22 protein-coding genes are annotated in these 24,879 nt (G+C 60.8%); 15 read left to right on the forward strand and 7 right to left on the reverse strand.

Annotated elements, in window-relative coordinates; translation table 11 throughout:
* Positions 1-64: 64 nt before the first annotated feature.
* Entirely contained in the window at positions 65-775 is a 711-nt protein-coding gene (locus tag DKK66_RS11460; RefSeq protein WP_082695979.1) for an ATP-dependent Clp protease proteolytic subunit, read from the reverse strand.
* 179 nt (positions 776-954) lie between these two features.
* Positions 955-4,356, reverse strand: a complete 3,402-nt coding sequence (gene mfd, locus DKK66_RS11465) for a transcription-repair coupling factor (protein WP_131358172.1) — start codon at positions 4,354-4,356, stop codon at positions 955-957.
* Positions 4,357-4,541: 185 nt separating this feature from the next.
* Here mfd and DKK66_RS11470 point away from each other — a divergent pair, with 185 nt between their 5' ends.
* The 12 genes from DKK66_RS11470 to DKK66_RS11525 all read left to right on the forward strand — a co-directional run bounded on the left by DKK66_RS11470 (position 4,542) and on the right by DKK66_RS11525 (position 16,290).
* The gene (locus tag DKK66_RS11470; protein WP_242673484.1) at positions 4,542-7,826 is read left to right on the forward strand and encodes a bifunctional diguanylate cyclase/phosphodiesterase; all 3,285 of its coding nucleotides are present in this window, start codon (positions 4,542-4,544) and stop codon (positions 7,824-7,826) included.
* 84 nt (positions 7,827-7,910) lie between these two features.
* On the forward strand, positions 7,911-8,666 hold the full coding sequence (rlmB, locus tag DKK66_RS11475) for a 23S rRNA (guanosine(2251)-2'-O)-methyltransferase RlmB (protein ID WP_045847262.1): 756 nt from the start codon (positions 7,911-7,913) through the stop codon (positions 8,664-8,666).
* A gap of 376 nt (positions 8,667-9,042) precedes the next feature.
* Entirely contained in the window at positions 9,043-10,539 is a 1,497-nt protein-coding gene (locus DKK66_RS11480) for a multicopper oxidase family protein (protein WP_131358175.1), read from the forward strand.
* Between the two features lie 77 nt (positions 10,540-10,616).
* Positions 10,617-10,943 carry a metal-sensitive transcriptional regulator gene (locus DKK66_RS11485; RefSeq protein WP_045847264.1) on the forward strand — a complete coding sequence of 109 codons (327 nt, stop codon included), beginning with the start codon at positions 10,617-10,619 and terminating at the stop codon, positions 10,941-10,943.
* A 96-nt stretch (positions 10,944-11,039) separates the two neighbouring features.
* The gene (locus DKK66_RS11490) at positions 11,040-11,315 is read left to right on the forward strand and encodes a hypothetical protein (RefSeq protein ID WP_131358179.1); all 276 of its coding nucleotides are present in this window, start codon (positions 11,040-11,042) and stop codon (positions 11,313-11,315) included.
* 154 nt (positions 11,316-11,469) lie between these two features.
* On the forward strand, positions 11,470-11,844 hold the full coding sequence (gene rpsF / locus DKK66_RS11495; RefSeq protein WP_045847266.1) for a 30S ribosomal protein S6: 375 nt from the start codon (positions 11,470-11,472) through the stop codon (positions 11,842-11,844).
* Positions 11,845-11,853: 9 nt separating this feature from the next.
* On the forward strand, positions 11,854-12,162 hold the full coding sequence (priB, locus tag DKK66_RS11500) for a primosomal replication protein N (protein ID WP_231588880.1): 309 nt from the start codon (positions 11,854-11,856) through the stop codon (positions 12,160-12,162).
* Positions 12,163-12,167: 5 nt separating this feature from the next.
* Complete coding sequence (gene rpsR, locus DKK66_RS11505; protein ID WP_011137185.1) at positions 12,168-12,395, forward strand: 30S ribosomal protein S18; 228 nt, start codon at positions 12,168-12,170, stop codon at positions 12,393-12,395.
* Positions 12,396-12,413: 18 nt separating this feature from the next.
* Positions 12,414-12,863 carry a 50S ribosomal protein L9 gene (rplI, locus tag DKK66_RS11510; protein WP_131358182.1) on the forward strand — a complete coding sequence of 150 codons (450 nt, stop codon included), beginning with the start codon at positions 12,414-12,416 and terminating at the stop codon, positions 12,861-12,863.
* A gap of 281 nt (positions 12,864-13,144) precedes the next feature.
* On the forward strand, positions 13,145-14,584 hold the full coding sequence (locus tag DKK66_RS11515; RefSeq protein WP_131358185.1) for an FAD-dependent oxidoreductase: 1,440 nt from the start codon (positions 13,145-13,147) through the stop codon (positions 14,582-14,584).
* Positions 14,585-14,602: 18 nt separating this feature from the next.
* Complete coding sequence (locus DKK66_RS11520) at positions 14,603-14,974, forward strand: nuclear transport factor 2 family protein (RefSeq protein ID WP_131358187.1); 372 nt, start codon at positions 14,603-14,605, stop codon at positions 14,972-14,974.
* A 71-nt stretch (positions 14,975-15,045) separates the two neighbouring features.
* Positions 15,046-16,290, forward strand: a complete 1,245-nt coding sequence (locus DKK66_RS11525) for an aromatic amino acid transport family protein (protein ID WP_131358189.1) — start codon at positions 15,046-15,048, stop codon at positions 16,288-16,290.
* Between the two features lie 84 nt (positions 16,291-16,374).
* On the opposite strand, the gene DKK66_RS11530 is transcribed toward DKK66_RS11525, so the two are convergent.
* Together DKK66_RS11530 and DKK66_RS11535 are read right to left on the reverse strand one after the other, a co-directional pair.
* Complete coding sequence (locus DKK66_RS11530) at positions 16,375-16,704, reverse strand: DUF2322 family protein (protein WP_045847273.1); 330 nt, start codon at positions 16,702-16,704, stop codon at positions 16,375-16,377.
* Positions 16,705-17,086: 382 nt separating this feature from the next.
* Positions 17,087-17,641: a hydrolase gene (locus DKK66_RS11535; RefSeq protein ID WP_062788198.1), complete on the reverse strand. Its 555-nt coding sequence runs from the start codon at positions 17,639-17,641 to the stop codon at positions 17,087-17,089.
* Between the two features lie 209 nt (positions 17,642-17,850).
* Here DKK66_RS11535 and DKK66_RS11540 point away from each other — a divergent pair, with 209 nt between their 5' ends.
* From DKK66_RS11540 to DKK66_RS11550, 3 genes are all read left to right on the forward strand, one after another.
* On the forward strand, positions 17,851-20,679 hold the full coding sequence (locus DKK66_RS11540) for an FAD-binding and (Fe-S)-binding domain-containing protein (protein WP_131358191.1): 2,829 nt from the start codon (positions 17,851-17,853) through the stop codon (positions 20,677-20,679).
* A gap of 144 nt (positions 20,680-20,823) precedes the next feature.
* Positions 20,824-21,336: a GNAT family N-acetyltransferase gene (locus DKK66_RS11545; RefSeq protein ID WP_131358193.1), complete on the forward strand. Its 513-nt coding sequence runs from the start codon at positions 20,824-20,826 to the stop codon at positions 21,334-21,336.
* Positions 21,333-21,851 carry a GNAT family N-acetyltransferase gene (locus DKK66_RS11550; protein ID WP_131358195.1) on the forward strand — a complete coding sequence of 173 codons (519 nt, stop codon included), beginning with the start codon at positions 21,333-21,335 and terminating at the stop codon, positions 21,849-21,851. The genes DKK66_RS11545 and DKK66_RS11550 overlap by 4 nt, the downstream gene beginning before the upstream one ends.
* Positions 21,852-22,136: 285 nt before the next feature.
* Here the strand turns inward: DKK66_RS11550 and DKK66_RS11555 are convergent, their stop codons facing one another.
* The 3 genes from DKK66_RS11555 to upp all read right to left on the reverse strand — a co-directional run bounded on the left by DKK66_RS11555 (position 22,137) and on the right by upp (position 24,810).
* A complete protein-coding gene (locus DKK66_RS11555; RefSeq protein ID WP_045847280.1) occupies positions 22,137-23,381 on the reverse strand; it encodes a uracil-xanthine permease family protein in 1,245 nt (414 codons plus the stop codon).
* A 54-nt stretch (positions 23,382-23,435) separates the two neighbouring features.
* The gene (locus tag DKK66_RS11560) at positions 23,436-24,077 is read right to left on the reverse strand and encodes a hypothetical protein (RefSeq protein WP_242673485.1); all 642 of its coding nucleotides are present in this window, start codon (positions 24,075-24,077) and stop codon (positions 23,436-23,438) included.
* A gap of 100 nt (positions 24,078-24,177) precedes the next feature.
* Complete coding sequence (upp, locus tag DKK66_RS11565) at positions 24,178-24,810, reverse strand: uracil phosphoribosyltransferase (RefSeq protein WP_045847282.1); 633 nt, start codon at positions 24,808-24,810, stop codon at positions 24,178-24,180.
* Between the last annotated feature and the right edge of the window lie 69 nt (positions 24,811-24,879).

Here is a 24,879-nt window from a genome sequence, read left to right on the forward strand (position 1 = left end):
GGCTCACCACACCCCTGCGGTGTGGTGTCTGCTTGCCGCAGGGGCATTACGCTATTTTGTGGCCTCAGGCAGGCTTGCTCTTGCGGCTGCTGCGTGCCGGTTTGGCGGCGTCGGTTTCGCTGGCGCTGACCGGTACCGGTTTCACCTTGGCCCGCGTGCCTTTGGGCTTGACGGCGGGTTCTCCTTTTTGCAGATGCAGCAGGCGGCGGCGGATGTCGTCGGTATCCAGCCAGATATCCTCGCCCTTGCTGATGCGTTCCAGTTCCTGATCACTCAGGAAGGGGCGGCAGACATTGCGCATCACCTTGTCGAACCATTTGCGGCTGGCCATCACCTGCGCTGCCTGTTCGTTACCCTTGCCCACCGAGGCGGATGAGTAGTTGTGGAACATCAACTGGCAGGTGTCATGCACGATCAGCTCGTCCCCGGCCAGAAAGATCAGCGCGCCCATGGAAAAGGCGCGGGCTTCCAGAATGGTGATGACGTGCGCCTCGCTGGCGGCGATGTTGTTGATGATCTGCAGGCCGGTATCGAAATTGCCGCCGGGGGTGTTGAGGTGCAGGAAGATCAGGTCGGTGGCACTGGCAGTGCGCAGGGTGTACAGCAAGTCGGTGTACTGGATGGGGTCGACAATTTCGCCGGACAGATAGTAGGAAATCTGGCGGATCACACCTTGTGATTCATAGCGGCGGAAGGCGGGCAGTTTCACATCGTCGTCTTCGTCGTCGTCAGTGCTGCGGTCTTGCAGCGGGGCGTGGTAGCGGGAGTGGGTCATCGCATTTTCCTGTTGTTGTAAGGATGAGGAAGACTGCGTGTTGCACTGTCAGTGTAGCCCTGCCACCACAAGAGCGACCAGCCTGTTTCCTCCCTGTTTTGCGATATGGCAATGCAGGAAACAGAAAAAACGCCTGCAGCACCGGGCGGCAGGCGTTGTGGAGCGGGATCTGGCCGAACCTAGCCCAGTTCTTTCAGCAGCTCCTTCACCCGCACCACGCGCAGGCCCACTTCTTCTATCTTCGACTCCACCCGCAGCTTGTCCTGACCGGCCAGCTTGTAGTTCTTCTTGCTCTGGATCAGCTGGATGATCTTCATCGGGTCGATCGGCGGGTTCTTGATGAACTGCAACTGGATGGCCACTTCGCTGGCGTCCAGCTTGGCCACGCCCAGCGGCTTGGCCAGCAGGCGCAGGCGGTGGCTTTCGATCAGCGTTTTCACCGTTTGCGGCGGCAGGCCGAAGCGGTCGATCAGCTCCTCGTGGATGGCATCGATGTCCTGCTCGGTTTCGCAGGTGGCCAGGCGCTTGTACAGCACCAGCCGTTCATGCACGTCCGGGCAGTAGGCATCCGGCAGCAGCGCCGGGCTGTGCAGATTGATTTCGGTGGTGACGCCCAGCGGTGCGTCCAGGTCCGGCTCGCGGCCTTTTTTCAGGTCGCGCACCGCTTGTTTGAGCATCTCGGTAAACAGCGAGAAACCCACTTCCTGCATTTCGCCCGACTGGCCTTCGCCCAGTACCTCACCCGCGCCACGGATTTCCATATCGTGCATGGCCAGATAGAAACCGGCACCCAGCTCGCCGGATAGCTGGATGGCTTCCAGCCGCTTGCCGGCGTCCTTGGTCATGCCGTCCGGGGTCAGCAGATAGGCATAGGCCTGATGATGGCTGCGGCCCACCCGGCCACGCAGCTGGTGCAGCTGGGCCAGGCCGAACTTGTCGGCACGGTTGATCAGGATGGTGTTGGCATTGGGAATGTCGATGCCGGTTTCGATGATGGTGGAGCACAGCAGCACATTGAAACGCTGTTGCAGGAAGTCGCGCATTACCTGTTCCAGCTCGCGTTCGCGCAACTGGCCGTGGGCCACGCCGATGCGGGCTTCCGGCACCAGTTCGGCCAGTTTTTCCTGCATGTTGGCAATGGTGTCCACTTCGTTGTGCAGGAAGAACACCTGACCGCCACGCTTGAGTTCACGCAGGATGGCCTCGCGGATCACGCCGTTGCTGGCCGGGCTGATGAAGGTTTTCACGGCCAGGCGGCGGTTGGGCGCAGTGGCGATGACCGAGAAGTCGCGCAGTCCTTCCAGCGCCATCGACAACGTGCGCGGAATCGGTGTGGCGGTGAGGGTAAGCACGTCCACATTGGCGCGCAGGCGCTTGAGCTGTTCCTTCTGGCGCACGCCAAAGCGGTGCTCTTCGTCGATGATCACCAGCCCCAGGTTCTTGAACTGTACATCCGGCTGCACCAGCTTGTGGGTGCCGATGACAATGTCCACCGTGCCCTCGGCCAGGCCCGCCAGCGCGGCCTTGCTTTCCTTGGCGCTGCGAAAGCGCGACAGCTCGGCAATCTTCACCGGCCAGTCGTTGAAGCGGTCGGAGAAGTTCTGGAAATGCTGCTCGGCCAGCAAGGTGGTGGGCACCAGCAGCGCCACCTGCTTGCCGCCCATCACCGCGACAAAAGCGGCACGCAGCGCGACTTCGGTCTTGCCGAAGCCCACATCGCCGCACACCAGACGGTCCATCGGCTTGCCGCTGCACATATCGTGGATCACGGCTTCGATGGCATTGGCCTGGTCTATGGTTTCTTCAAAACCGAAACCGGCGGCAAAGGCGTCGTAATCGTGGTGGGACAGGGTGAAACTGTGGCCTTCGCGCGCGGCGCGCTGGGCGTAGAGGTTAAGCAGCTCGGCGGCGGTATCGCGCGCTTTTTCGGCGGCTTTCTTCTTGGCCTTTTCCCAGGCCGGGTTGCCCAGCTTGTGCAGCGGGGCCTGTTCGGATGGGCCACCGGCATAGCGCGAAATCAGGTGCAGCTGGCTCACCGGCACGTATAGCGTGGCGTTGTCGGCGTACTCCAGCTGCATCAGCTCGGTTTCGCCTTCGCCCAGGTCCATTGACACCAGGCCGATATAGCGGCCGATGCCGTGCTGCTCGTGCACCACCGGGTCGCCGGATTTCACCTCGGCCAGATCGCGCAGCATGGAGTCCGAGCTCATCTTCACATGGCGGCGGCGGGTGTGGCTGCGCGCAATATGCTGATACAGCTCGCTCTCGGTGATGATGGACAGCGGCGGTTGCTGCTGGGCAAAGCCGGAATACAGCGGGGCCACCACCAGCGCCAGTGGCATGTTGCCGTTGGCAAACTCCTGCCAGTTGTCGATCAGTTGTGGCTTGATGCCGTGTTCCTGCAGGAACTGCACCATGGTTTCGCGCCGCCCCAGGCTTTCTGCCGTCAGCAGCACGCGCTGGCCGCTGGTCTGCAGATAATGCGCCAGCTTGTGCAGCGGGTTGTCGGCGCGGCGCTCGACCGCCAGGTCGGGCAGGGTGAGGCCGGCGGCATCCGCTTCGCCTGCTGCCGGGATTTCAATGCGCGAATAAGGCTTGATGCGACCAAGGAATTCGTCCTGACGCAAGAACACATCGGCCGGTGGCAGTACCGGGCGTTCCGGGTCGCCCTGTGCCATGTGGTAGCGGTTCTGTACGTCCTTCCAGAAGGTGTCGGCGGCACCGGCCACGTCGCGGTGCAGCACCACCAGGGCGGCTTCGCCCACGTAGTCGAACAGGGTGGCGGTTTCGTCAAAGAACAGCGGCAGGTAGTACTCGATACCGGCAGGGAACAGATTGGCCGAGACGTCCTTATAGATGCGACTCTTGGACGGGTCGCCTTCCATGCGCTCGCGGTAATGCTGGCGGAAGGCGGTGACACCGCTTTCGTCCGCCGGATATTCGCGCGCCGGCAGCATGCGGATTTCCGGCACCGGGTACAGCGTGCGCTGGCTGTCCGGGTCGAAGGTGCGCAGGCTGTCGATTTCCTTGTCGAACAGGTCGATGCGGTAGGGCAGGGTGCTGCCCATGGGGAACAGGTCCACCAGGCCGCCACGAATGGAAAACTCGCCCGGCGCCATCACCTGGGTGACGTGGCTGTAGCCTGCCATCACCATGTCGGCGCGCAGTTGCTCCACATCCAGTTGTTGCTTGCTTTGCAACAAGAAGGTGCGGCCCAGCAGGTAGCTGACCGGCGAGAGCCGTGTCATGGCGGTGCTGACCGGTGCAATCACCACCTGGCATTCGCCGCGGTGGATTTGCCACAAGGTGGCCAGCCGCTCGCTCACCAGCTCGCCGTGCGGCGAGAAATGGTCGTAAGGCAGCGTCTCCCAGTCAGGCAGCAAGGCCGCCTTGATGTCGGGGGCAAACCAGGGCAACTCGGCCTTCAGCCGTTGTGCGGACTGGGCATCGGCAGTCAGCACCAGCAGGGTGTGGCCGGCCTTGGCCAGGCCGGCCAGTACGGCAGCATCCAGGCCATCGGGCAGGGCAGGGCAGCAGGTCTTCTGACCGGCAGGGGCAATGCGAGGCAGTGTGTCCAACATTCTTCTTCACATTCGTGGATCTGCGAGTATTATACCAGCGGGCATTTCACGCCATGGGTGTGTTTGCCATCCATTTACAAGAGGCCACAAGGCCCGCGACCCGCCACATATCCGTACCTCATACCAATAATCACCGCCCGGCATTGCCGGGCATGGACGGACTGTGGCTGTAAAGGATTGGGAGAGTGAAAACTAAGGGGATGTTTGCCGGCTGGCTGGCTTTTGCCGTGTTTGCCGCCAGCTTGTTGCTATGGCCCAGGAGCGCCCTGGGTGAGATTCCTTTGTACGGTTTCCTGCCACACGGCCTGTTTGCCGGCTGCCTGCTATGGCGCGGCTTGCGCCGGGTGTGGTTCTGGCCGCCGGCAGCCCTGCTGCTGACCAGCCAGTATTTGCCATGGCCATGGGCGACCGCCCTTAGCCTGTCCTTGCTGCTGCTGTTGCCGGGCGCACATTTGTTGCGTGCGTCACCGGCCACTTCAACCGATGGTTCGGCCATCTCCCGCCTGTTGCTGAACCTGCTGGAAGTGTGTGCCTATTTCACCGCTCCGCCCATTGCCTTGCTCGGCGTCTATTCCTTCTGGCATGGCAGTTTGCCCGAGGTATTGCAGTGGATGGCGCAGGCCGGTGCCTGCTGCATGCTGGCCATGACCTCCTGCCTGCCGCTGTTGCGACTGAGCAGCCTGCCCGACCGGCGTCGGTTGCTGGAGTTGCTGGTGATCTTGCTGGTGATGCTGGCTGTATGGGCTTCCATGGTAAGCAATGCACAGGATTTGCCCATACCGCGCCCGGTACTGTTTTTTCCCCTGATGATCTGGGCCTCCTTCCGCGGCCGCTTGCTGGGTGCCTGCCTGTCCGGTGCCCTGCTGTGTCTGTTGTTGTCCCTGCCCGGTTTTTTCCCCGGTCTTTACCTGTATGCCGGCAGCACCGAGCTGATGACCGAAACGGCGCTGTGCCTCACTTTCATCGTGGCTTCCTTGCTGGTGGCAACGCTGAGTGATGTGCACCGCCGCAAGGAAGACGAGCTGAACGAATTCCGCTCGCGGGTGGAGTCGCTGGTCAACAACAGCCCCAACATGATGTCGCTCAAGGGGCTGGACGGCCGCTTCCTGCTGGCCAACCGCGCTTACAGCCGCATGCTGGGCGTTACCGAGTACGCCATGGTGGGCCGCCTGGTGAGCGATTATTTTGCTCCTGATGATGCCCGGCGCATCCAGCAGCAGGACGAAGTGGTACTCAATTGCCTGGAGCCGCGCCAGTTTGAAGAAAGCTTCACCACCGGCGGCAGCACCTTCACCATGCTGGTGACCAAGTTTCCGCTGTTCGACAGCCAGGGCCGCCCGGCCGGGGTAGGCAGCGTGGATACCGACATCACCCGTACCCGCGAAGAGCAAAAAGCCAAGAAGGAAGCCGAGGAAAAATACTGGGCGCTGGTGGAACAAACCCTGGTCGGCATCTACATCCTGCAGGACGAGCGGCTGGTGTACGTCAACCCCAAGCTGGCGGATATTGTCGGCTATCGTCCGGAAGACATGCAGGACATGCCGCTGGAAAGCCTGCTGCCGCCCAGCGAGGCCAGCCGCATCCGGCTGCAGATCAAGCGCCGCCTGCGCGACAACATCCAGGTAATGCATTACACCACCCGCGCCATCAGTCGCGATGGCCATCTGGTGGATCTGGAAGTGCACAGCCGTCTGGTGGAGTACGACGGCAAGCCCGCGCTGATTGGCGTGGTGGTGGACATTTCCGATCGCATCGCCGCCGATACCAATCTGAAGCTGGCAGGCAAGGTGTTCGAAAATTCGGCGGAAGGCATCCTGATTCTGGATTCCGATACCCGCATCATCGCCGTCAACCACGCCTTCACCCGCATTACCGGCTACCCGGAAGACGAGGCGCTGGGCAAGCTGTCGCGCATCTTCAGTGAAAATGACGACGCAGTCAGCCAGCAAATGCTGGAAGCACTGGCGCAGCACGGCCACTGGCAGGGCGAAATGCGCGACCGGCGCAAGAATGGCGACTGGTATCCGGCTGAACTGTCCATTTCGCTGGTGCGCGATGACGGCGGCTTCCTCAGCAATTACGTGGCGGTGTTTTCCGACATCACCGTGCGCAAGCAGGCCGAAGAGCGTCTGCAGTTTCTGGCCAATCACGACCCGCTCACCCGTCTGCCCAACCGCAGCAGCCTGATCAGCCGGCTGGAACAGGCCATTGTCGACATGAGCGGCGAGCCGACCCCGCTGGCGGTGATGTTCATCGACCTGGACCGTTTCAAGCTGATCAACGACTCCTTCGGTCACCAGTCCGGTGATGAACTGCTGCGCGAAATTGCCATTCGGCTGTCCAATTCGGTGGGTGAGCGCGGCCTGCTGGCGCGGCAAGGTGGCGACGAATTCACCCTGCTGCTGACCGAATTTGCCGATCAGGCGGAACTGGCGGCGCTGGCCGAGGACATCCTCACCGTGCTGGGCCGTGGCCTCAGGCTGGAAGAACACGAAGTGTTTGTCACCGGCAGCATCGGCATCAGCGTGTTTCCCAATGACGGCACCGATGCACGCAGCCTGCTGAAAAACGCCGATGTCGCCATGTACCGCGCCAAGGACGCAGGCAAGAACACCTACCAGTTCTTTGACGCAGAGATGAATACCCAGACCTTCGAGCGCCTGCTGCTGGAAAACGGCATGCGCCAGGCGCTGGAGCGGGGCGAATTCGAACTGCACTACCAGCCGCAACTCAATGCCGCCAGCCGCGACATGTCCGGGGTGGAGGTGCTGATCCGCTGGCGTCACCCGCAACTGGGGCTGATTCCGCCGCTGCGCTTCATTCCGCTGGCCGAAGAAACCGGCCTGATCAAGCCGATTGGCGACTGGGTGCTGCAAGAAGCCTGCCGCCAGATCAAGGCCTGGGACGATGCCGGGCTGTTTGTGCCGCGCGTGGCGGTCAACCTGTCGGCGCGTCAGTTCGAACAGACCACGCTGGTGGACAATGTGGCCCGTGCCTTGCAAACCACCGGGCTGGATGCCTGCCGGCTGGAGCTGGAAATCACCGAAAGCATGATCATGCAGAACCCGGTGGAGGCCGTGCACCAGCTGGCCGAACTGAAAGCACTGGGGGTGTGGCTGTCGATTGACGACTTTGGCACCGGTTATTCCTCGCTGTCCCATCTCAAGCGCTTCCCGCTGGATACGCTGAAAATCGACCGCTCCTTTGTCGACGGCCTGCCGGGTGATGAAGACAATGCCGCCATTGCCGAAGCCATCCTGGCCATGGCCAAGAAGCTCAAGTTCAAGGTGGTGGCCGAAGGGGTGGAGAATGCCGCCCAGGCAGATTTCCTGGAGCTGAAAGGCTGCACCCTGTTGCAGGGCTATCACTTTGGCAAGCCGGTTCCGGCGACAGAGTTCCCGCAACTGGCCGAGCAACTGGCCAAGTCGGCCCGTCTGGCCGTACTGGCCGACTGGCAGGGCGGTCTGTGATGGGCAACGGGCAGCGGTTTGGCAGCAAGCGCCGCCCTTTGCAGCTACAATAGCGCCCATTCCCGTTTACAAGGCTTCAAGCGCATGAGCAACAAGCGACTCATTCACGGCTTTCATGCCATCAACGCCCGCTTGTGGCAGAACCCGAAAAGCCTGATCGAAATCTGGCTGGCTGGCGGCCGCCACGATGAGCGTGCCAAGGCCGTGCTGGACAAGGCCGCAACAGAAAGCATCAAGCTGCACATTGTCGACAAGGCCAGGCTGGACAGCATGAGCGGCAATGCCCGCCATCAGGGCGTGGTGGCGATGATTGACGCCAGCCGCAACCATGTCGACCTGGACGACGTGCTGGAAAACCTCAACGAACCGCCGCTGCTGCTGATTCTGGACGGCGTGACCGACCCGCATAACCTGGGTGCCTGCCTGCGCGTGGCCGACGCCATGGGCGCCCATGCGGTGATTGCCCCCAAGGACCGCTCGGCCGGGCTGAATGCCACCGTATCCAAAGTGGCCTGCGGTGCCGCAGAAGTCATCCCCTACATCACCGTCACCAATCTGGCACGCACCCTGCGCGACCTGAAGGACGCCGGGGTGTGGATTGCCGGCACCACCATGGAAGCCGATACCGACCTGTTCCATGTGGATGCCGCTGGTCCGCTGGCCTGGGTGATGGGCTCGGAAGGCGAGGGCATGCGCCGCCTGACGCGCGAGCACTGCGACGTGCTGGTGTCCATTCCGATGTGTGGCACGGTGGAAAGCCTCAATGTGTCGGTGTCCTCCGGCATGGTGCTGGCCGAAAGCCGCCGCCAGCGTGTGCTGGCCGCCGAAAAAGCCCGCTGAACCCACGGCACCCCACCTCGAAACCCCATGCCACGGCATGGGGTTTCTGTTTATTGGCCCCCTCACACGTGCGGTAATGAAAGTGCGAGGGGGAAGAGATGGCAAGGCTGCGCAATCAGGTAGTGAGTTGGAGGGCCCTGCTTTGCCACGTCCGGTGCAATCGCACCAGATGGCTTTGTCGGCAGCCTGCCCATGCCACGGCATGTCGTTTTTTTTGATGCAGGACAGTTTTTTGTCATCGCGTGGATCACTTGCGGAACCAGGCTGGCTATACTCTGCTCTACTGGTTTTATACCCTTGGGGGGTATTTAAGATGCGTGATGAGTTGGCCGGATCATGCCTGCCACGCTGAAGCCCCCACCGACGGAGTCAAGACATGGACAGAAGACATTTCCTGCAATGGAGCAGCGCGCTGGCGCTGATGCCGGTGCTGGCAAGCAAGAGCAGAGCAGAAGGCATGGCCGACATGCCGGGCATGGATCACGCAGCCATGGACCACGGCGCAAGCGCCAGCATGCCTGCTGCGGAGAGTCTGGGTCTGCCGCGCGGCCTGCCCCTGCCTGCGCTGTCCATGCTGGCCAATCAGGGGGGCAGCGGCCAGTTTGTCGGCCAGTTGCAGGCCGCGCCGGTCAGCCTGCCGCTGTTGCCGGGCAAGCCCGCTACTACTTTCTGGGCGTATAACGGCCAGATTCCCGGCCCGGCCATCGTGGCCTGGGAAGGGGACGAAGTGGACATTGCTTTTGCCAATAAGCTGCAGCAGCCCAGCACCATTCATTGGCATGGCATGCCGGTGCCGGCAGAGCAGGACGGCAATCCGCACAACCCGGTTCTGCCGGGGCAGCAGCATGCCTACCGCTTCCGTTTGCCGCCGGGCAGCGCAGCCAGCTACTGGTATCACCCGCATCCACATGGCCATACCGCGCAGCAGGCCTACATGGGGCTGGCCGGCGTATTCGTGGTGAAAAGCCGCAACGACCCGCTGGCGCATCTACCGGAGCAGTGGCTGGTGCTGTCCGACCTTAAGCTGGATGCCCATGGCCAGATTGCGGATAGCAGCGCTGCCGACCGGCATGATGGCCGCGAAGGCCAGTTCGTGCTGGTCAATGGCGGCTGGCAGCCGGTCATCACGCTGGCTCAGGGCGAGCGGCAGCGCTGGCGCATCTGGAATGCCAGCAGCGCCCGCATCCTCAAGCTGGCCTTGCCCGCACACGAAGTACAGCTGGTGGGCACCGATGGCGGCCTGATCGGCGCACCGCGCCACATCGATACCCTGCTGCTGTCGCCCGGCGAGCGGGCGGAAATCGTCGTGACCGGACGCTTTGCTACAGGCCAGCCATCCGCCTTGCAGTCTTTGCCTTACAACCGCGGCAAGGCCATGAGCCCGGAGCAGGGCGAAACCCTCACCCTTGCCACCATCCGCCAGGCAGGCAGCAAGGCCACCGCCATGCTGCCGGACAAACTGCGCGATATCACTGCGCTGGGCGAGCCTGCGGTAAAGCGGGTGGTACAGTTCAGCGAGAACATGGCCAACCCGGCGGCGATGTTCCTGATCAACGGCAAGAAATTCGACATGAACCGGGTGGATTTCACCGGCAAGGTCGGCCAGATCGAAGAATGGGACATTGTCAGTCAGGCGCACATGGACCACCCCTTCCACATCCACGGCACCCAGTTCCAGGTGATAGCCCGCACCGATGACGGCGTATGGCAAACCGAGCCCTTCCTGGCCTGGCGCGATGTGGTCAACATCCCGGCTGGCGAGACCGTGCGCTTGCGCTTTGTGCAGACCATGCCCGGCCTGCGCATGTTCCACTGCCATATTCTGGAGCATGAGGATGCCGGCATGATGGCCATGCTGGATGTCCGGACATAAAGCAGCCAGGCACAACAGCGCAGGGCTGCCGGTGTTACACTGGCAGCCCTGTTTTCAATCCAGAATGCGGAGTCTGCATGAGCCTTGCCCCCAAAAACGACGACTGCTGCCATGGGCAGCCGGAATCCAGTGGCAAGAGTGTGACCCAGCCCAACAAGGCGGCCCTGCTCAAGCGGCTGGCCAGAATTGAAGGGCAGGTACGCGGCATCAGCGGCATGGTGGAATCCGACCGTTACTGCGTGGACGTGCTGACCCAGGTGGCGGCAGTCAAGTCGGCACTGGATGCCGTGGCCATGCAGTTGCTGGAAAACCACATGAAGGGTTGTGTCAGCCGCGCATTGCAACAAGGTGATGCAACCGGCATGGTGACCGAGCTGATCGATGTGGTGAAAAAGGTGCGTTAGGGCGCGGAACGCCCCAATCAAGGCAGGCTTCATCAACGATTGCTCCGCCTTGTGGAATACTCGGGTTTCCCCACCTGCCCATGGAAACCCACCGCCATGAAAACCCTTCTGCCAGCGCTGGCTGGCCTGCTGTTGTCCCCCTGGCTGATGGCCGATCCGCTCCCGTTCGAACAATTCATGCGCCTGCACCGCGGCATGTCGGCCAGCGAGCTGGCGCAACTGGCGGGCAAGCCCGACTACACCCGTCCGGACCCGGCAGGCAGTGGCGATACCGAGCTGTTCTGGCTGGGCGACATCGACCTGCCCTATACCACGGTGATCACCCTGCATCAGGGCCTCGTCAGCGATATTCACCGCAACAAGCGCCTGTAGTTGTTGCGCTTTGACTGCGCGGCTTGTCATCCGGCCCAGGTATACAGCCGATTTAGTTTGCCCCGGCCTGATTAAGTGCGTAGAATGCTGCGGTTTCACTACCTTGCTTTTTGCAACCGCATGGCAAAAAGCTAAATAGCCATAAGGAGTTAACATGCGTCATTACGAAATCGTGTTCATCGTCCATCCGGACCAGAGCGAACAGGTTCCGGCCATGATCGAGCGCTACAAGGGCATGGTTCTGGCCGCTGAAGGCAAGATCCACCGTCTGGAAGACTGGGGCCGTCGTCAACTGGCTTACCCGATCCAGAAGCTGCACAAAGCCCACTACGTTCTGATGAACGTTGAGTGCCAGTCCGAAACCCTGGCCGAGATCGAGCACGCCTTCAAGTTCAACGACGCTGTTCTGCGTCACCTGACCATCAAGCTGGACCGCGCCATTACCGAAGCGTCCCCGATGATGAAGGACGAAAAGGCTAAGAACCTGCTGGATTCCCAGCCGGCAGCCGAGGCCGAAGCTGCTGCCTGATAGGCAGGAGTGAAGGACTTGCAGAACCGTCTGGTATTGACCGCGACGGTCGAACGCGAAGAAGACCTGCGTTACACCCCTGCCGGTATTCCGGTAGTGGAAATGTGGGTCCGGCACCAGTCAAGACAGACTGCTGGCGGGTTCGAACGGGATGTGGCCTGTGAAATCCAGGCCGTGCTGATTGGTGAAGACGCCCGGCGTATTGCCGGCAAACTGGCAGGAAACACGGTAACGCTTACCGGCTTTCTGTCCCAGCGCAGTCTGAGGAATCCGCGGTTGGTACTCAATATCGAATATGTTGAATTTGTAAAAGGTTAGTCAAAATGGCTCGTCAACTCTTCAAGCGCAAGAAGTTCTGCCGCTTCACGGCAGAAGGCATCAAGGAAATCGACTACAAATCCGTTGATCTCCTGAAAGACTTCATCGCCGAAAACGGCAAAATCATCCCGGCTCGCATTACCGGTACCAAGGCTCGCTACCAGCGTCAGCTGACCACTGCTATCAAGCGTGCTCGCTTCCTGGCTTTCCTGCCTTACACCGATCAACACTAAGCCGGGAAAGGACTTAAGATGCAAATCATTCTGCTCGAAAAAGTTGCCAACCTGGGTCAACTGGGTGACGTGGTAAAGGTTAAGAACGGTTACGCCCGTAACTTCCTGATCCCGCAAGGCAAAGCCAAGCGCGCTACCGAAAACAACCTGAAAGAGTTCGAAGCGCGTCGCGCCGAACTGGAAGCCAAGCAAGCTGAAATCCTGGCCGATGCCAAGGTTCGTGCTGAAAAGCTGGCTGAAGCTGTTATCACCATCGCGCAAAAAGCCGGTGTTGATGGCCGTCTGTTCGGTTCCGTGACCAATGTGGACGTGGCTGAAGCCGTGACCGCATTCGGCGTGGAAATCAAGCGTTTCGAAGTTCGCCTGCCGAACGGCCCGTTCAAGGCCATCGGTGAGTACGACATCGAAATCGCCCTGCACCACGACGTGGTTGCTCCGATCAAGGTTGTTGTGGTCGCTCAAGCCTGATTCCCTTACCCGGAATTGTGCTGCACGAAAAAAGCCCGCTCTTGCGGGCTTTTTTCATGGGCTGACGGTTTTACCTGCGCCATCCCAAGCCTGATCTGCACTGTCAGGATCAAGAAGCCTGAGGTTTGCTTCCGTCTGCTTTCCATTTGCTGTTTCAGTTTTTTCCCATCAATTTGACCGGTCTTTTCAAATAAGCTCCCTGCTGTCCATCTCCGGGCCGAGCATGCACTGGCTGTGCGGCACGCTACGGCCCCGTATTTGCAGTCGAGGAGCATTGCCGCATGTCATCTGTCATTACCCGATGCAGTCAGTTCAGTAGCTGGCTGAGCGCCGCGCTGGCACAGGAAAATCCGCTCGTTCCCACGCCCTTGACGCAGCATGTCAATGCCGATGTCTGCATTGTCGGCGGTGGATTTACCGGTCTGTGGAGTGCCATCCGTATCAAGGAAGCCAGCCCGGAAACCGAGGTAGTGATTGTCGAAGCGCGGATGTGTGGCAGTGGTGCCAGTGGCCGTAATGGCGGCTTTGTGCTCAGCCTGTGGGCCAAATACCAGTCGCTGGCCAAGATGTGCGGCGAGGCCGAAGCCCTGCGCCTGTGCCAGCTGTCATCACAGGCCATTTTCGAGCTGGAGGCCTTTTGCCAGCAGCATGGCATTGATGCCCAGCTGCGGCTGGATGGCTGGCTGTGGGCTGCCACCACCACCGCCCAGCTAGGTAGTTGGGAGGGTACAGCCAGCCAGCTGGAGCGCCTGGGGCAATCTCCCTTCCTGCGTCTGGCTGCGGGACAAGCGGCGCAGCTTGCTGGTTCTGCCCTGCATCTGGATGGCGTGTTCGAGCCGGTGTCAGCCTCCATTCAGCCGGCCATGCTGGCGCGTGGCCTGCTGCGCCATGCCCGCAAGCTTGGGGTCAAGGTGTATGAGTCCACCCCGATGCAGCGGCTGGAAGCAGGCTCCCCGGCTCGGGTGCAATGTCCACAGGGCAGCGTGCGTGCCGGCAAGGTGATTCTGGCCATGAATGCCTGGGCTGCGCAGTTTGCCGACATCCGCAAGGCCTTTGTCGTGGTATCCAGCGATGTGGTGATGACGCGTCCCTTGCCTGACTTGCTGGAGTCTATCGGCTGGACCAATGGCATGACCATCTCCGATAGCCGCATGCTGGTGCATTACTACCGCACCACGCCCGATGGCTGCATTGTTTTTGGCAAAGGTGGTGGCAGCGAGCAACTGGTATACGGCAGCCGGCTGGCCGACAAGCTGGACGGGCCATCAGGCATCGCCGACACGGTGGCTGCCCATTTGCGCCGTGCCTATCCGGGAGTGCAGGCCAGCGATGTCATCAGCAACTGGACCGGCCCCATCGACCGTACCCATAACGGCTTGCCGCATTTCGGTGCGCTGCCGCAGCAAGCAAATGTCTTCTATGCCATCGGCTATTCCGGCAATGGCGTTGGCCCCTCCATGTTGGGCGGCCGCATCCTGGCGGCGCTGGCACTCGGACAGGATAACGAATGGGCGCGCTGTGGCCTGGTGCAAGGCCTGCAGCGCGACTTTCCTCCCGAACCCATACGCTATATCGGTGGCCGTCTGGTGCGCCATGCGGTGGGGCAGGTCGATCTGGCTGCCGACGAAAACCGTCAGCCGTCCTGGTTGATGCAGCAGTTGAGCAAGCTGGCTCCCGCCGGCCTGTCGCCAACCAGGAACACCCCTTCCCAATCCCGCTAGACCCATCTGGAGAACCGCATGTCTTGCTCATCGGATATCGAACAGATCCGCCAGGCACTCACTGCCTATTACCACGCCTTGTATTACGGCCGGCCGGAAAAACTGGAAGAAGCATTCCGTCCCGATGCCATCTTGCTTGGCGATGTTGACGGTAACGAATCGCGGCTGGACCAGACGCAATACCGCAAGCTGCTGCAAACCCGTGTTTCGCCACATGCCCAGGGTGAGCCCTATCGCCTGCAGATCGGCGAAATCCGTCTGTGCGGCAATGCCGCCATGGCGGAGCTGCAAACACCTTTGGCCGGGAAGGTTTTCACCGATTACGTCTCGCTGTTCAAGCGTCAGGGACGTTGGCGTATTGCATTCAAGCTGTATTCCCATCCGCAGTGAACCCTGTCGCCAGCCGCGTCAGTGTGGTCGCCACGCTGACCGGTTGATTCTTGCACTTCCACGGAGCATTCATGCATTCAACTGAACTGGCGGCAGAGCCGTCCCATGCAGACTCTGGCCTGCTGGTGCAGCCCATCAGCAGGCTGGAAACCATAGGCATCATTTTTGGCACCAATATCGGGGCGGGCGTACTGGGCATGGCCTTTGCCGCGCGCAAGACCGGATATGTCCCGCTGTTGCTGTGTCTGGCACTCACCTGTGTGCTGTGCACCATCACCATGCTCTACCTGACGGAGGTGGCGCTGCGTACCCGTGGCAATCATCAGCTCAGTGGCCTGGCTCGCCGCTATCTGGGCGGAGTGGGCGGCTGGCTGTTGTTTCTGGCGGTGGCTGCCAACAGCTTTGGTGCGTTGACGGCCTATATGGCAGGCAGTGGCAGCATCATGCTGGATTTGCTCGGCGCATATGGCATGAGCAGGGAGCTGGGTAGCATCCTGTTCATCGTGCCGTCGGTGGCCGTGTTGTATCTGGGCCTGAAAGTGCTGGGGGCGGGTAACAAGCTGATCAGCATCAGCATGATTGTCATCATCCTGGCGCTGATTCTGGCGTCCATCGTCAGCCAGGATGCACGGCTGAGCAATCTGTGGCTCAGTCACTGGCAGTATGTGGTGCCGGTGTTCAACCTGGCGGTATTTGTGTTCGGTGCGCAGTTTCTGGTGCCAGAGCTGGTGCGCGGTAATCTGACGGCACCGCGCAAGCTGCCCGGTCTCATCATGGCCGGCATGGCGCTGACCTTTGTCTTTGTCGCGCTGATTCCGGCTTCGGTGATTGCCCTGGTCGGCAGCGACAACCTGACCCAGGTGGCCACGCTAAGCTGGGGCAGGGCGCTGGGTCAATGGGCTTATTACACCGCCAACATCTTCGCCTTGCTGGCCATGCTGACTTCCTACTGGGGGCTGGGTGGCTGCCTGTTCACCAATATATTCGACCACTTCCGCCTGGGAAGCGAACAGCAAAAAGGCAAACGCCTGTTGGTGCTGGTTGTGGTTGCACTGCCGCCTTTCCTGCTGGCGTATTCGGGTATTGCCAGCTTCGTCAATGCGCTGTACTTCGCCGGCACATTTGGTGGCGTGCTGATGGGCATCATCCCGGTTCTGCTGCTGAATGCCGCACGGCGTCGGGGCGATGTTGACAGCGAGTTCGTCTGTGGCTGGTATGCCCACCGCAGTGTGCAGTGGCTGATTGTCGCCACCTTCTTCCTCAGCGGAGTGTATGCGGTGGTATCGCTGTTTGGGGTGCTGCCGGAAAGCTGGTAGCAAGCCAAAACGCCTGCTACTGCTTGGACAGTCAAGGCTTGACCGACCTGGCACAGGCCGGGTCGGTCAGGCGCAGGCTGGTGGCTAGTCGTTTTCCAGCACGATGCGGGCACGCAGGCCGGGTGCGCCGTCTTCGGCAATGGCCAGCAGGCGGTCGATATTCGGATGCTTGCCCGGATACAGGCGCGCATCGGCAGTATGTTCCGCATACAGCTGCAGGCCTTCCAGGGCGGCTGCGCGGTTGATATGGCTGTGTTTCTTGATGAGGGCATGGTAAACCCGTACCGAACCGGCAGTGCCCGGCTTGTTTTCCAGACGGGTGAGGGTTTCGCCGGCAGCATCCAGCAGTACGATGGCGGCGATGCCATCGGTGGTTGGCAAGGTTTCCAGAATATCCTTGAAGGTGGTGGTCATGCGGTGGGTTTCCTGCTTGGAATAAAGAGTTGTCGGGTTCAGTCAGCTGATGCTAGCACAAGAGCACCAGTCGCCAGAGGGTAGGGGCTTGCGCCATTCTGGTCGATTCATGCCCTGAAATGGTGCGCATATCGTGCCTGCCCGGTAGCCGGGCTTACGATATCCGGCACTGAAAATTGACATGTTCAATATTATCAAAGGCTTGTCATTTCTGGCACGCCATTTGCTATATGTGATGCAGTAGCTGGCGACGGGTGATTGCTCCCTCCTCCTTGCAATCACCGTCCTGCGCCAGTCTGCAAAGGAGAAAACAGAGCGGCATAGCCGCCACCGGCCGGTCTGGCCGAAGAGACCACTCTTCGGCCAGACGACCAACCCGCCTTCAGCCTGGTTGAACGCCCATCAGATATTTGCGGCTCATGGCCTTGAACAGTTCACTGCCGGCAACGCCCAGCATTTCGAACAACACCATTTCCCGACTGACCAATACCGCTCCCGCTGCCTGCATGCGTTGCAAGCCCAGTTGCTTGTCGCTGTCGCGGCGGCTGGCCACGGCATCGGCCACCACAAACACCTGTTTGCCCTGTGCCAGCAGTTGCAGCACCGTCTGCAACACACAGACATGCGTTTCCATGCCGCAGACAATCACCTGCTTGCGCGCCAGCAGGCTGTCTGGCAGGCAGTCGGCGGCAACGCAGGAAAAATGCAGCTTTTCCACGACGGCGGCTTGCGGTGCCAGTGCCAGCAGGCTGGCTTCGGTGTGGCCCAGGCCGCGTGGATATTGTTCGGAAAACACAATGGGCAGGCCGGTGTCGTGTGCTACACCCACCAGCCACAGGCTGGCTGCCAGCATGGCGTCGGCCTGGTCCACCGCCGGTAACAGCTTGTCCTGGATATCCACTACCAGCAATGTGGCTTGATCAATCTGCATCAACATGTCGCTGCCCCTTTCTGTGCTTTTTCATCGGTAAGCCTTCCGGCTGACAGGGTAATCCCTTGATGGGCAGAAATGCCAGATGTGGCACTATGCCGCTTCAACATTCTTGGGACCGTTCACCTGCCATTGCAGTTCTGCAAGCGGGTGACGTGCGCAACCTGGCGTGGCAAGCCGACACAGAGCAGCTGCCCGCGCCGCGGAGAGAGTTCATGCTGCAAGGTGCTTACCGGCTGTTTCACCAAGCCATTGTCGAAGTGATCGACCCCAGGCGGGTATTTAGCGACCCGCTGTCCACCCTGGCCTACGGGACGGATGCGTCCTGCTACCGGCTGGTGCCCAAACTTGTCATCCAGACACACTCCGAGGCCGAAGTGCAGGCAGTGCTGGCACAGGCTGCGGCATTGAAATTGCCGGTCACCTTCCGTGCAGCGGGTACTTCGCTGTCCGGCCAGGCGGTGAGCGATTCCATTCTGGTGGTGGCCAATCATGGCTGGAAAGACCTGCAAGTCCTGGATGAAGGACGTGCCATCCGCCTGCAGCCGGGGGTGATCGGCGCGGCCGCCAATGCGGCACTGTTGCCGTTTGGCCGCAAGATCGGTCCGGACCCGGCCACCATCAACTCGGCGATGATAGGCGGCATTGTCAGCAACAACTCCAGCGGCATGTGCTGCGGTACGGCGCAAAACACTTACCAGACCATCAAGAGCCTGCGGCTGGTGCTGGCTGACGGCACGGTGCTGGATACCGGCGATGCCGCCAGCGTGGCGGCTTTCCGCCAGTCCCATGCCGGCCTGCTGGCCGGACTGGGGGCTCTGGCCGCTCGTATCCGTGCCGATGGCGAGCTGGAAGCGCGTATCCGCCGCAAGTACAAGATGAAGAACACCACCGGCTACAGCCTGAATGCGCTGGTGGATTTTGCCGATCCGCTGGACATGCTGCTGCATCTGATTGTCGGCAGCGAAGGCACGCTGGCTTTTGTGTCCGAGGCGACTTACCACACGGTGGAAGAGCTGCCCAACAAGGCGTCGGCGCTGGTGTTGTATCCCACCATCAAGGACGCCTGCGATGCCATCCAGTTGCTGGCCCAGCACAAGGACGTGGTGTCCTCGGCCGAGCTGCTGGACCGCGCCAGCCTGCGTTCGGTGGAAAACAAGGCAGGGGTGCCGGCCGAACTGAAAACGCTGGGCGACGAGGCTGCCGCCATCCTGATTGAAACCCGTGCCCGTGATGCTGCCGCACTCACCGCACAGATTGATGCCATTTGCGGCTATATCGCTGCCATTCCCAATCTGTCCGGCATCCGCTTTACCGATGTGGCCGAGGAATACACCCGCTTGTGGAATATCCGCAAGGGCATGTTCCCCAGCGTGGGCGCGATGCGGGCGGCGGAAACCACCGTCATCATCGAAGACGTGGTGTTCCCCATCGAACATCTGGCCGAAGGCACGCTCAAGCTGCAGGCCTTGTTCCGCCAGTACCATTACGACGAAGCCATCATCTTCGGCCATGCGCTGGAAGGTAACCTGCACTTCGTGTTCACACCCAACTTCTCCGGCGAAGCCGAAATCAAGCGCTACGAAGCCTTTATCGAGGACGTGTGCAAGCTGGTGGCAGTGGAATACGAAGGGGCAGTCAAGGCCGAGCACGGCACCGGCCGCAATATGGCACCGTTTGTCGAGATGGAATGGGGCCCGGCGGCGTATCGCATCATGCAGGAGCTTAAAGCCCTGTTCGACCCGGATGGCATCCTGAACCCGGATGTGATCATCACCCACGACAAGCTGCTGCATATCCGCAACCTGAAGCCGATTCCCACCGCCAATGCGCTGATCGACAAGTGCATCGAGTGCGGCTTCTGCGAAGTGATGTGCCCCAGCCGCGCCATCACCCTGACACCGCGCCAGCGCATTGTGGCCAACCGCGAAATGGCTGCGCTGGAGCAAAGCGGCAAGGACCCGTCCCGGCTGGATGAGCTGCGCGAGCGCTACCAGTTTGCCGGTGATGAAACCTGTACCACGTGTGGCTTGTGTGAATCCGCCTGTCCGGTGGGCATCAACACCGGCGCGCTCACCAGCCAGCTGCGCCAGCAGAATCTCAGCGATACCGGCTGGGCGCTGGCCAACACCCTGGCCTGCCACTATGACACCGCCACCGCGGGTGCACGCCTTGGCTTGCGTGCGCTGCAAACCGTGCAAAGCGTGGCCGGCAATGCCGCCACCGGTATGCTGATGCGCAGCCTGCGCCGGGTAGTGGGGCGTCGTATTCCGTACTGGACGCCATACTTCCCGCGTGCTGCCGGCAAACTGCGGCTGGATGGCGGCAAACAGGGCGAACGCAAGGTGGTGTACCTGCCATCCTGCCTGACACGCACTTTTGCCCCGGCCAAGGCGCAGCCGGACCAGCGCCCGCTGAACGAGGTGGTGGCCTCGGTGCTGAGCAAGGCCGGTTACCAGATTCTTTACCCGCAGCAGATGGATGGCCTGTGTTGTGGCACGCCGTTCAAGTCCAAGGGGGCAGTGGATGCCGCCGCCAGCAAGCTGTCCGAGCTGGAAGCGGCCTTGCTGCAGGCCAGTGACAATGGCCGCTGGCCGGTGATTGTCGACAATGGCGTGTGTACCGCCAGCATGCTGGAAGGGCTGCAGGACAAGCGTCTGCAAGTGTATGACGTTACCCGTTTCGTGCAGGAGGTGGCCGCTGAATATCTGGTCTTCACTCCGCAGCCAGAAAGCGTGGCGCTGCACGTGGTGTGCTCCATGCGCAAGACCGGCCAGGCGGCCATGCTCAATGCCCTGGCCAAACGCTGCGCCAGCAAGGTGGTCGAGCCGCAGGGCATTACCTGCTGCGGCTTTGCCGGTGACAAGGGCTTCAGCCATCCGGAACTCAACAGCAGTGCGCTCACCGGCCTGAAGGCACAGGTGAAGGACTGCGGCAGCGGCTTCTCCAATAGCGTCACCTGCGAGATCGGCCTGTCGGCCAACTCCGGCATCCCTTATCAAAGCCTGATGTATCTGGTGGACAAGGCCTGTCGCAGCCGCTGATCTGCAGTCCTGTCATCAATCGACAGCCCCGTTTCCATCATGGAGCGGGGCTTTTGTTTGATCAGCTGGCTTGTAACATCGTGCTGCTGTTTGTCATGATGGCGGATTGACTGTCTGTAACTGGCTGCAAGGGAGCAATCGCGCATGAGTTTTCATATCCGCCGCATCGAGCCGGAAGACGCCGCCGCCATGGCGCGCTTGCAATCCGCCCCCGGCGTGGTACGCCATACTTCACAGCAGCCCTATCAGTCGGCCGCCGACTGGCAGCAAAAATTGCAGCAGCTGTCCCCATCCTGTCACTGGCTGGTGGCCTGTGATGCTGCCGACGAAGTGATAGCCAGCGCCGGGCTCACCATCCTGCCGCAGGCGCGTTGCCGCCATGTGGCCGACCTGTTCCTGCTGGTCCGCGACGAATGGCAGGGCAAGGGCGTGGGGCGTGCACTGATGCAGGCCCTGCTGGAGCTGTCCGACAACTGGCTGGGGCTGATCCGGTTGCAACTGATGGCCCAGCAGGACAACCAGCGCGCCATTGCGCTGTACGAGCGCTTTGGCTTCCAGCATGAAGGCGTGGTGCGGCAGGACATCCTGCAAGACGGACGCTATGTGGACAGCGTGGTGATGGCACGGCTGCACTGGCCGGCAGGAGGTCAGGCATGAGCCAGTTTCACATTCGCAAACCCGGTCCGGCAGATGCCGCGGCACTGCGCGCCCTGATGAGCGATCCGCTCTGTTACGGCAATACCCTGCAGCTTCCTTATCCATCCATGCAGCTATGGCAACAGCGGCTGGCGGCTAGCGACCCGCTGCACCATGCGCTGTTGCTGGAAACAGCCGAAGGGCAGGTGATTGCCCATGGTTCACTGTGGCGGGAATGTGCACCAAGACTGGCACATGGTGCCAGCCTGGGCATGGCGGTGCAGCGCGAATGGCAGGGACAGGGCGTGGGTTCTGCCTTGCTGCAGGCCATGCTGGACCTCGCTGATAACTGGCTGGGCCTGCACCGGGTGGAACTGACGGTATTCACCGACAATGCCGCTGCGCTGGGCTTGTACCGCAAATACGGTTTTGTCGAAGAGGCCTGTTTGCGCGCATATGCCTTGCGCAACGGGCGTTATGAAGATGTGTTGAAAATGGCAAGACTGCGCCCCATGCCCTTGCATGGACCGGTCTAGACGCAGGACAAAAAAATAACGCCATCGACAGATGGCGTTTTCAATTACACAACAAAGGAGTTTGCTGTCTGCCCCTGACGGCAGTGGCTTGCTGATGCACGGCAAGCCCTGAAGAAACTTCAACAGAGTGTCAACATTATCCAATCTGCCCGGCAAGCTGTCGTTCATCATCCGGACATGAAGCGGTAATATTGCGACCTGTCTGATTTATATAAAGAAAAAGCGCGGATAAACCGCGCTTTTGTCTTTCTCAGGCAGTCGTGTCCGATCGCCTTGATCAAGTACTTAGATGTCCTGCCCTTCGACAATGCCGTCATGGCTGGCCGAGGATTTGGGCAGAATCAGGTTCAGCGCCATGGCCAGAATCGAGCACAGGCCCACGCCGGCCAGTTCCAGCCCGCCCAGTTTCAGCGTCAGGCCGCCAATGCCAGCGGTCAGCACTACCGAGATGATGACCAGATTGCGCGGCTGCATCAGGTCTACCTTGGCTTCAATCAGCGTCTTCAGGCCGATGGAGGCGATGGTGCCGAACAGCAGCACCATGATGCCACCCATCACCGGCATCGGGATGGATTGCAGCAGGGCATTGAACTTGCCGAAGAACGCCATGCAGATGGCAAACACGGCAGCCCAGGTCATGGTCACCGGGTTGAAGTTGCGGGTGATCATCACTGCGCCGGTCACTTCGGCATAGGTAGTCACCGGCGGGCCGCCGATCAGGCCGGCCACACACACGCCCAGGCCATCACCCATCAGGGTGCGATGCAGGCCCGGCGTCTTGGTGAAGTCCTTGCCGGTCACGCCGCCAATGGCCATCACGCCACCGATGTGTTCGATGGACGGGGCAATGGCCACCGGCAGCATGAACAGCGCGGCAGACCAGTTGACCTCGGGGCTGTGGAATACCGGTGCGGCAAACCACGGTGCATTGGCCAGCTTGGCAAAATCCACCACGCCCATGAAGGCAGCAGCGATATAGCCCACGGTGACGCCAGCCAGAATCGGCACCAGCTTGAACATGCCACGCGCGTAAATGGAAACGATGATGGTGGTGGCCAGCGAAATGGCAGCCAGCAGCATGGAGGTTTCATACGGCATGATCTGTTTGCCGCCAGCCTGACCCATGGCCATGCCGGATGCAGCGGTGGCTACCGACAGACCGATGATCATGATCACCGGGCCAATCACCACCGGCGGCAGCAGCTTGTTGACCATGGCCATGCCGCGCCAGCGCACGATGGCGGCAAACACGAAGTACATGAAACCGGCGGCAAACAGGCCGAACATGGTGGCACCCTGGCCCCAGGTATGCATGGAGTAGATGATGGGGCCGATAAAGGCAAAGGAGCTGCCCAGGAAAATGGGTACCTGACGACCGGTACACAGCTGGAACAGCAAGGTGCCGATACCGGCACCAAGCAAGGCCATGGCCGGGTTGAGGCCGGTCAGCAGCGGAACCAGAACCAGTGCGCCAAAAGCGACGAACAGGATCTGGGCGCCGGAGATGGCCACCTTCACGTGTTGGAACATAATGGGATTTCCCTGTTTTTGTTGAAATTGAAATGGGCTTGGTCTGACGCTGACTCAGACCGTGCAATACATGATGGCCTGGGCAATGATGTTGTTCTGCTCCCGCGCCAGCTCGCTGTGTTGCCTGAAGTCCCGCACCATGGCCTGTACCCGTGAGTAGGTATCAAAGTTCGGTAGCGGGCGATAGGCAATGTCCACGCCCAGCCGCGCCGCCACCTTCTTGATGGTGGTGGGCTTGATGCACACATGCACATCCGGCTGGCTGTAAGCCAAAAAGCAGGTCACCACCGGCCACTTGGCCGGATTGGCATTGCCGTCATTGCGGCACAACTGCAGTACCTCGACAAAGTCGGCAAAGCTGTCCGGGCCAAACTGGTGCAGCAGGCGATACAAGGCCTGGGCAAACGGCAGGTGCACATCGCGAAAGCCCAGGTAATTACGAAAGGCCATCTTCTCGAAGGTGCTCACCGTGGTGCTGCGGCCGATGATCTGGCGACAGGTTTCGCTGATGGCGGCAAGATTGCCGTCGTTTAGCGCCTGCTGCATGGTTGTGGCGGCCAGTCCCTGGCTGCACAGCGTGATGACGCTGTCCACGCTGCGGTGCTTTCTGGCCAGTGCCTGCCATGCCGCGTCCTGCAAACCATCGGGAAAGCGCAGCAAAAAATCCTGATCAATCGCCTGATGCGGACTCAACACGGTAGGTCTTCCTTGTGCATGGCGCTGGGGTTGCAAGGCCTGCAAAAAACGCCGCTACTTCGGCTGAAGGTGAGCGGCGTGTTGCAGGCATGGGCAGGACTCAGATGTGCTTGGTGCCGAAAATCTTGTCACCGGCATCACCCAGACCCGGGATGATGTAGCCGTTTTCATTCAGATGGCTGTCCAGCGAGGCCGCGTACAGTTGCACGTCCGGATGGGCATCGTTGACCACCTTCACGCCTTCCGGCGCTGCGACCATCACCACCGCCTTGATCTGCTTGCAGCCTTTGCGCTTGAGCAGTTCGATGGTGGCCACCATGGAGCCGCCGGTTGCCAGCATCGGGTCGATGATGATGGCAATGCGCTCGTCCAGGCTGTCGACGAATTTCTCGAAGTAGGACACCGGCTCCAGCGTTTCTTCGTTGCGGGCCAGGCCCACCACGCTGATCTTGGCGGAAGGCACCAGATCAAGCACGCCGTCCAGCATGCCGATGCCGGCGCGCAGGATGGGAACGACAGTGACTTTCTTGCCCTTGATTTGCTGTACGTCGATCTTGCCGCACCAGCCGTCGATGGTGGTGGCTTCCAGTTCGAAGTCGCGCGTGGCTTCATAAGCCAGCAGGCGTGCCAGTTCCTGGGTGAGCTGGCGGAATTTCATGGTGCTGATGTCGCCTTCGCGCAGCAGACCCAGTTTATGTTGCACCAGCGGATGGTTGACTACGTGGATATTCATTTTTTTGGTCCCAACCCTGCGAAAAAGCTGCCGATGCCGGTCTTGTGAACCGCAATGGCAGCTTGTTTC

The sequence above is a fragment of the Aquitalea sp. USM4 genome (assembly GCF_004328945.1).
In the GTDB taxonomy this organism is placed as follows: Bacteria; Pseudomonadota; Gammaproteobacteria; order Burkholderiales; family Chromobacteriaceae; genus Aquitalea; species Aquitalea pelogenes.

Excerpts from the sequence above, each read along its gene's own strand:
- upp (WP_045847282.1), bottom strand. The coding sequence starts at position 24,810 with ATGAATATCCACGTAGTCAACCATCCGCTGGTGCAACATAAACTGGGT.
- DKK66_RS11480 (WP_131358175.1), top strand. The coding sequence starts at position 9,043 with ATGGACAGAAGACATTTCCTGCAATGGAGCAGCGCGCTGGCGCTGATG.
- rpsR (WP_011137185.1), top strand. The coding sequence starts at position 12,168 with ATGGCTCGTCAACTCTTCAAGCGCAAGAAGTTCTGCCGCTTCACGGCA.
- DKK66_RS11490 (WP_131358179.1), top strand. The coding sequence starts at position 11,040 with ATGAAAACCCTTCTGCCAGCGCTGGCTGGCCTGCTGTTGTCCCCCTGG.
- DKK66_RS11550 (WP_131358195.1), top strand. The coding sequence starts at position 21,333 with ATGAGCCAGTTTCACATTCGCAAACCCGGTCCGGCAGATGCCGCGGCA.
- rplI (WP_131358182.1), top strand. The coding sequence starts at position 12,414 with ATGCAAATCATTCTGCTCGAAAAAGTTGCCAACCTGGGTCAACTGGGT.
- DKK66_RS11545 (WP_131358193.1), top strand. The coding sequence starts at position 20,824 with ATGAGTTTTCATATCCGCCGCATCGAGCCGGAAGACGCCGCCGCCATG.
- DKK66_RS11485 (WP_045847264.1), top strand. The coding sequence starts at position 10,617 with ATGAGCCTTGCCCCCAAAAACGACGACTGCTGCCATGGGCAGCCGGAA.
- DKK66_RS11515 (WP_131358185.1), top strand. The coding sequence starts at position 13,145 with ATGTCATCTGTCATTACCCGATGCAGTCAGTTCAGTAGCTGGCTGAGC.
- DKK66_RS11535 (WP_062788198.1), bottom strand. The coding sequence starts at position 17,641 with ATGTTGATGCAGATTGATCAAGCCACATTGCTGGTAGTGGATATCCAG.
- DKK66_RS11460 (WP_082695979.1), bottom strand. The coding sequence starts at position 775 with ATGACCCACTCCCGCTACCACGCCCCGCTGCAAGACCGCAGCACTGAC.
- rpsF (WP_045847266.1), top strand. The coding sequence starts at position 11,470 with ATGCGTCATTACGAAATCGTGTTCATCGTCCATCCGGACCAGAGCGAA.
- DKK66_RS11540 (WP_131358191.1), top strand. The coding sequence starts at position 17,851 with ATGCTGCAAGGTGCTTACCGGCTGTTTCACCAAGCCATTGTCGAAGTG.
- mfd (WP_131358172.1), bottom strand. The coding sequence starts at position 4,356 with ATGTTGGACACACTGCCTCGCATTGCCCCTGCCGGTCAGAAGACCTGC.
- rlmB (WP_045847262.1), top strand. The coding sequence starts at position 7,911 with ATGAGCAACAAGCGACTCATTCACGGCTTTCATGCCATCAACGCCCGC.
- DKK66_RS11530 (WP_045847273.1), bottom strand. The coding sequence starts at position 16,704 with ATGACCACCACCTTCAAGGATATTCTGGAAACCTTGCCAACCACCGAT.
- DKK66_RS11525 (WP_131358189.1), top strand. The coding sequence starts at position 15,046 with ATGCATTCAACTGAACTGGCGGCAGAGCCGTCCCATGCAGACTCTGGC.
- DKK66_RS11520 (WP_131358187.1), top strand. The coding sequence starts at position 14,603 with ATGTCTTGCTCATCGGATATCGAACAGATCCGCCAGGCACTCACTGCC.
- DKK66_RS11555 (WP_045847280.1), bottom strand. The coding sequence starts at position 23,381 with ATGTTCCAACACGTGAAGGTGGCCATCTCCGGCGCCCAGATCCTGTTC.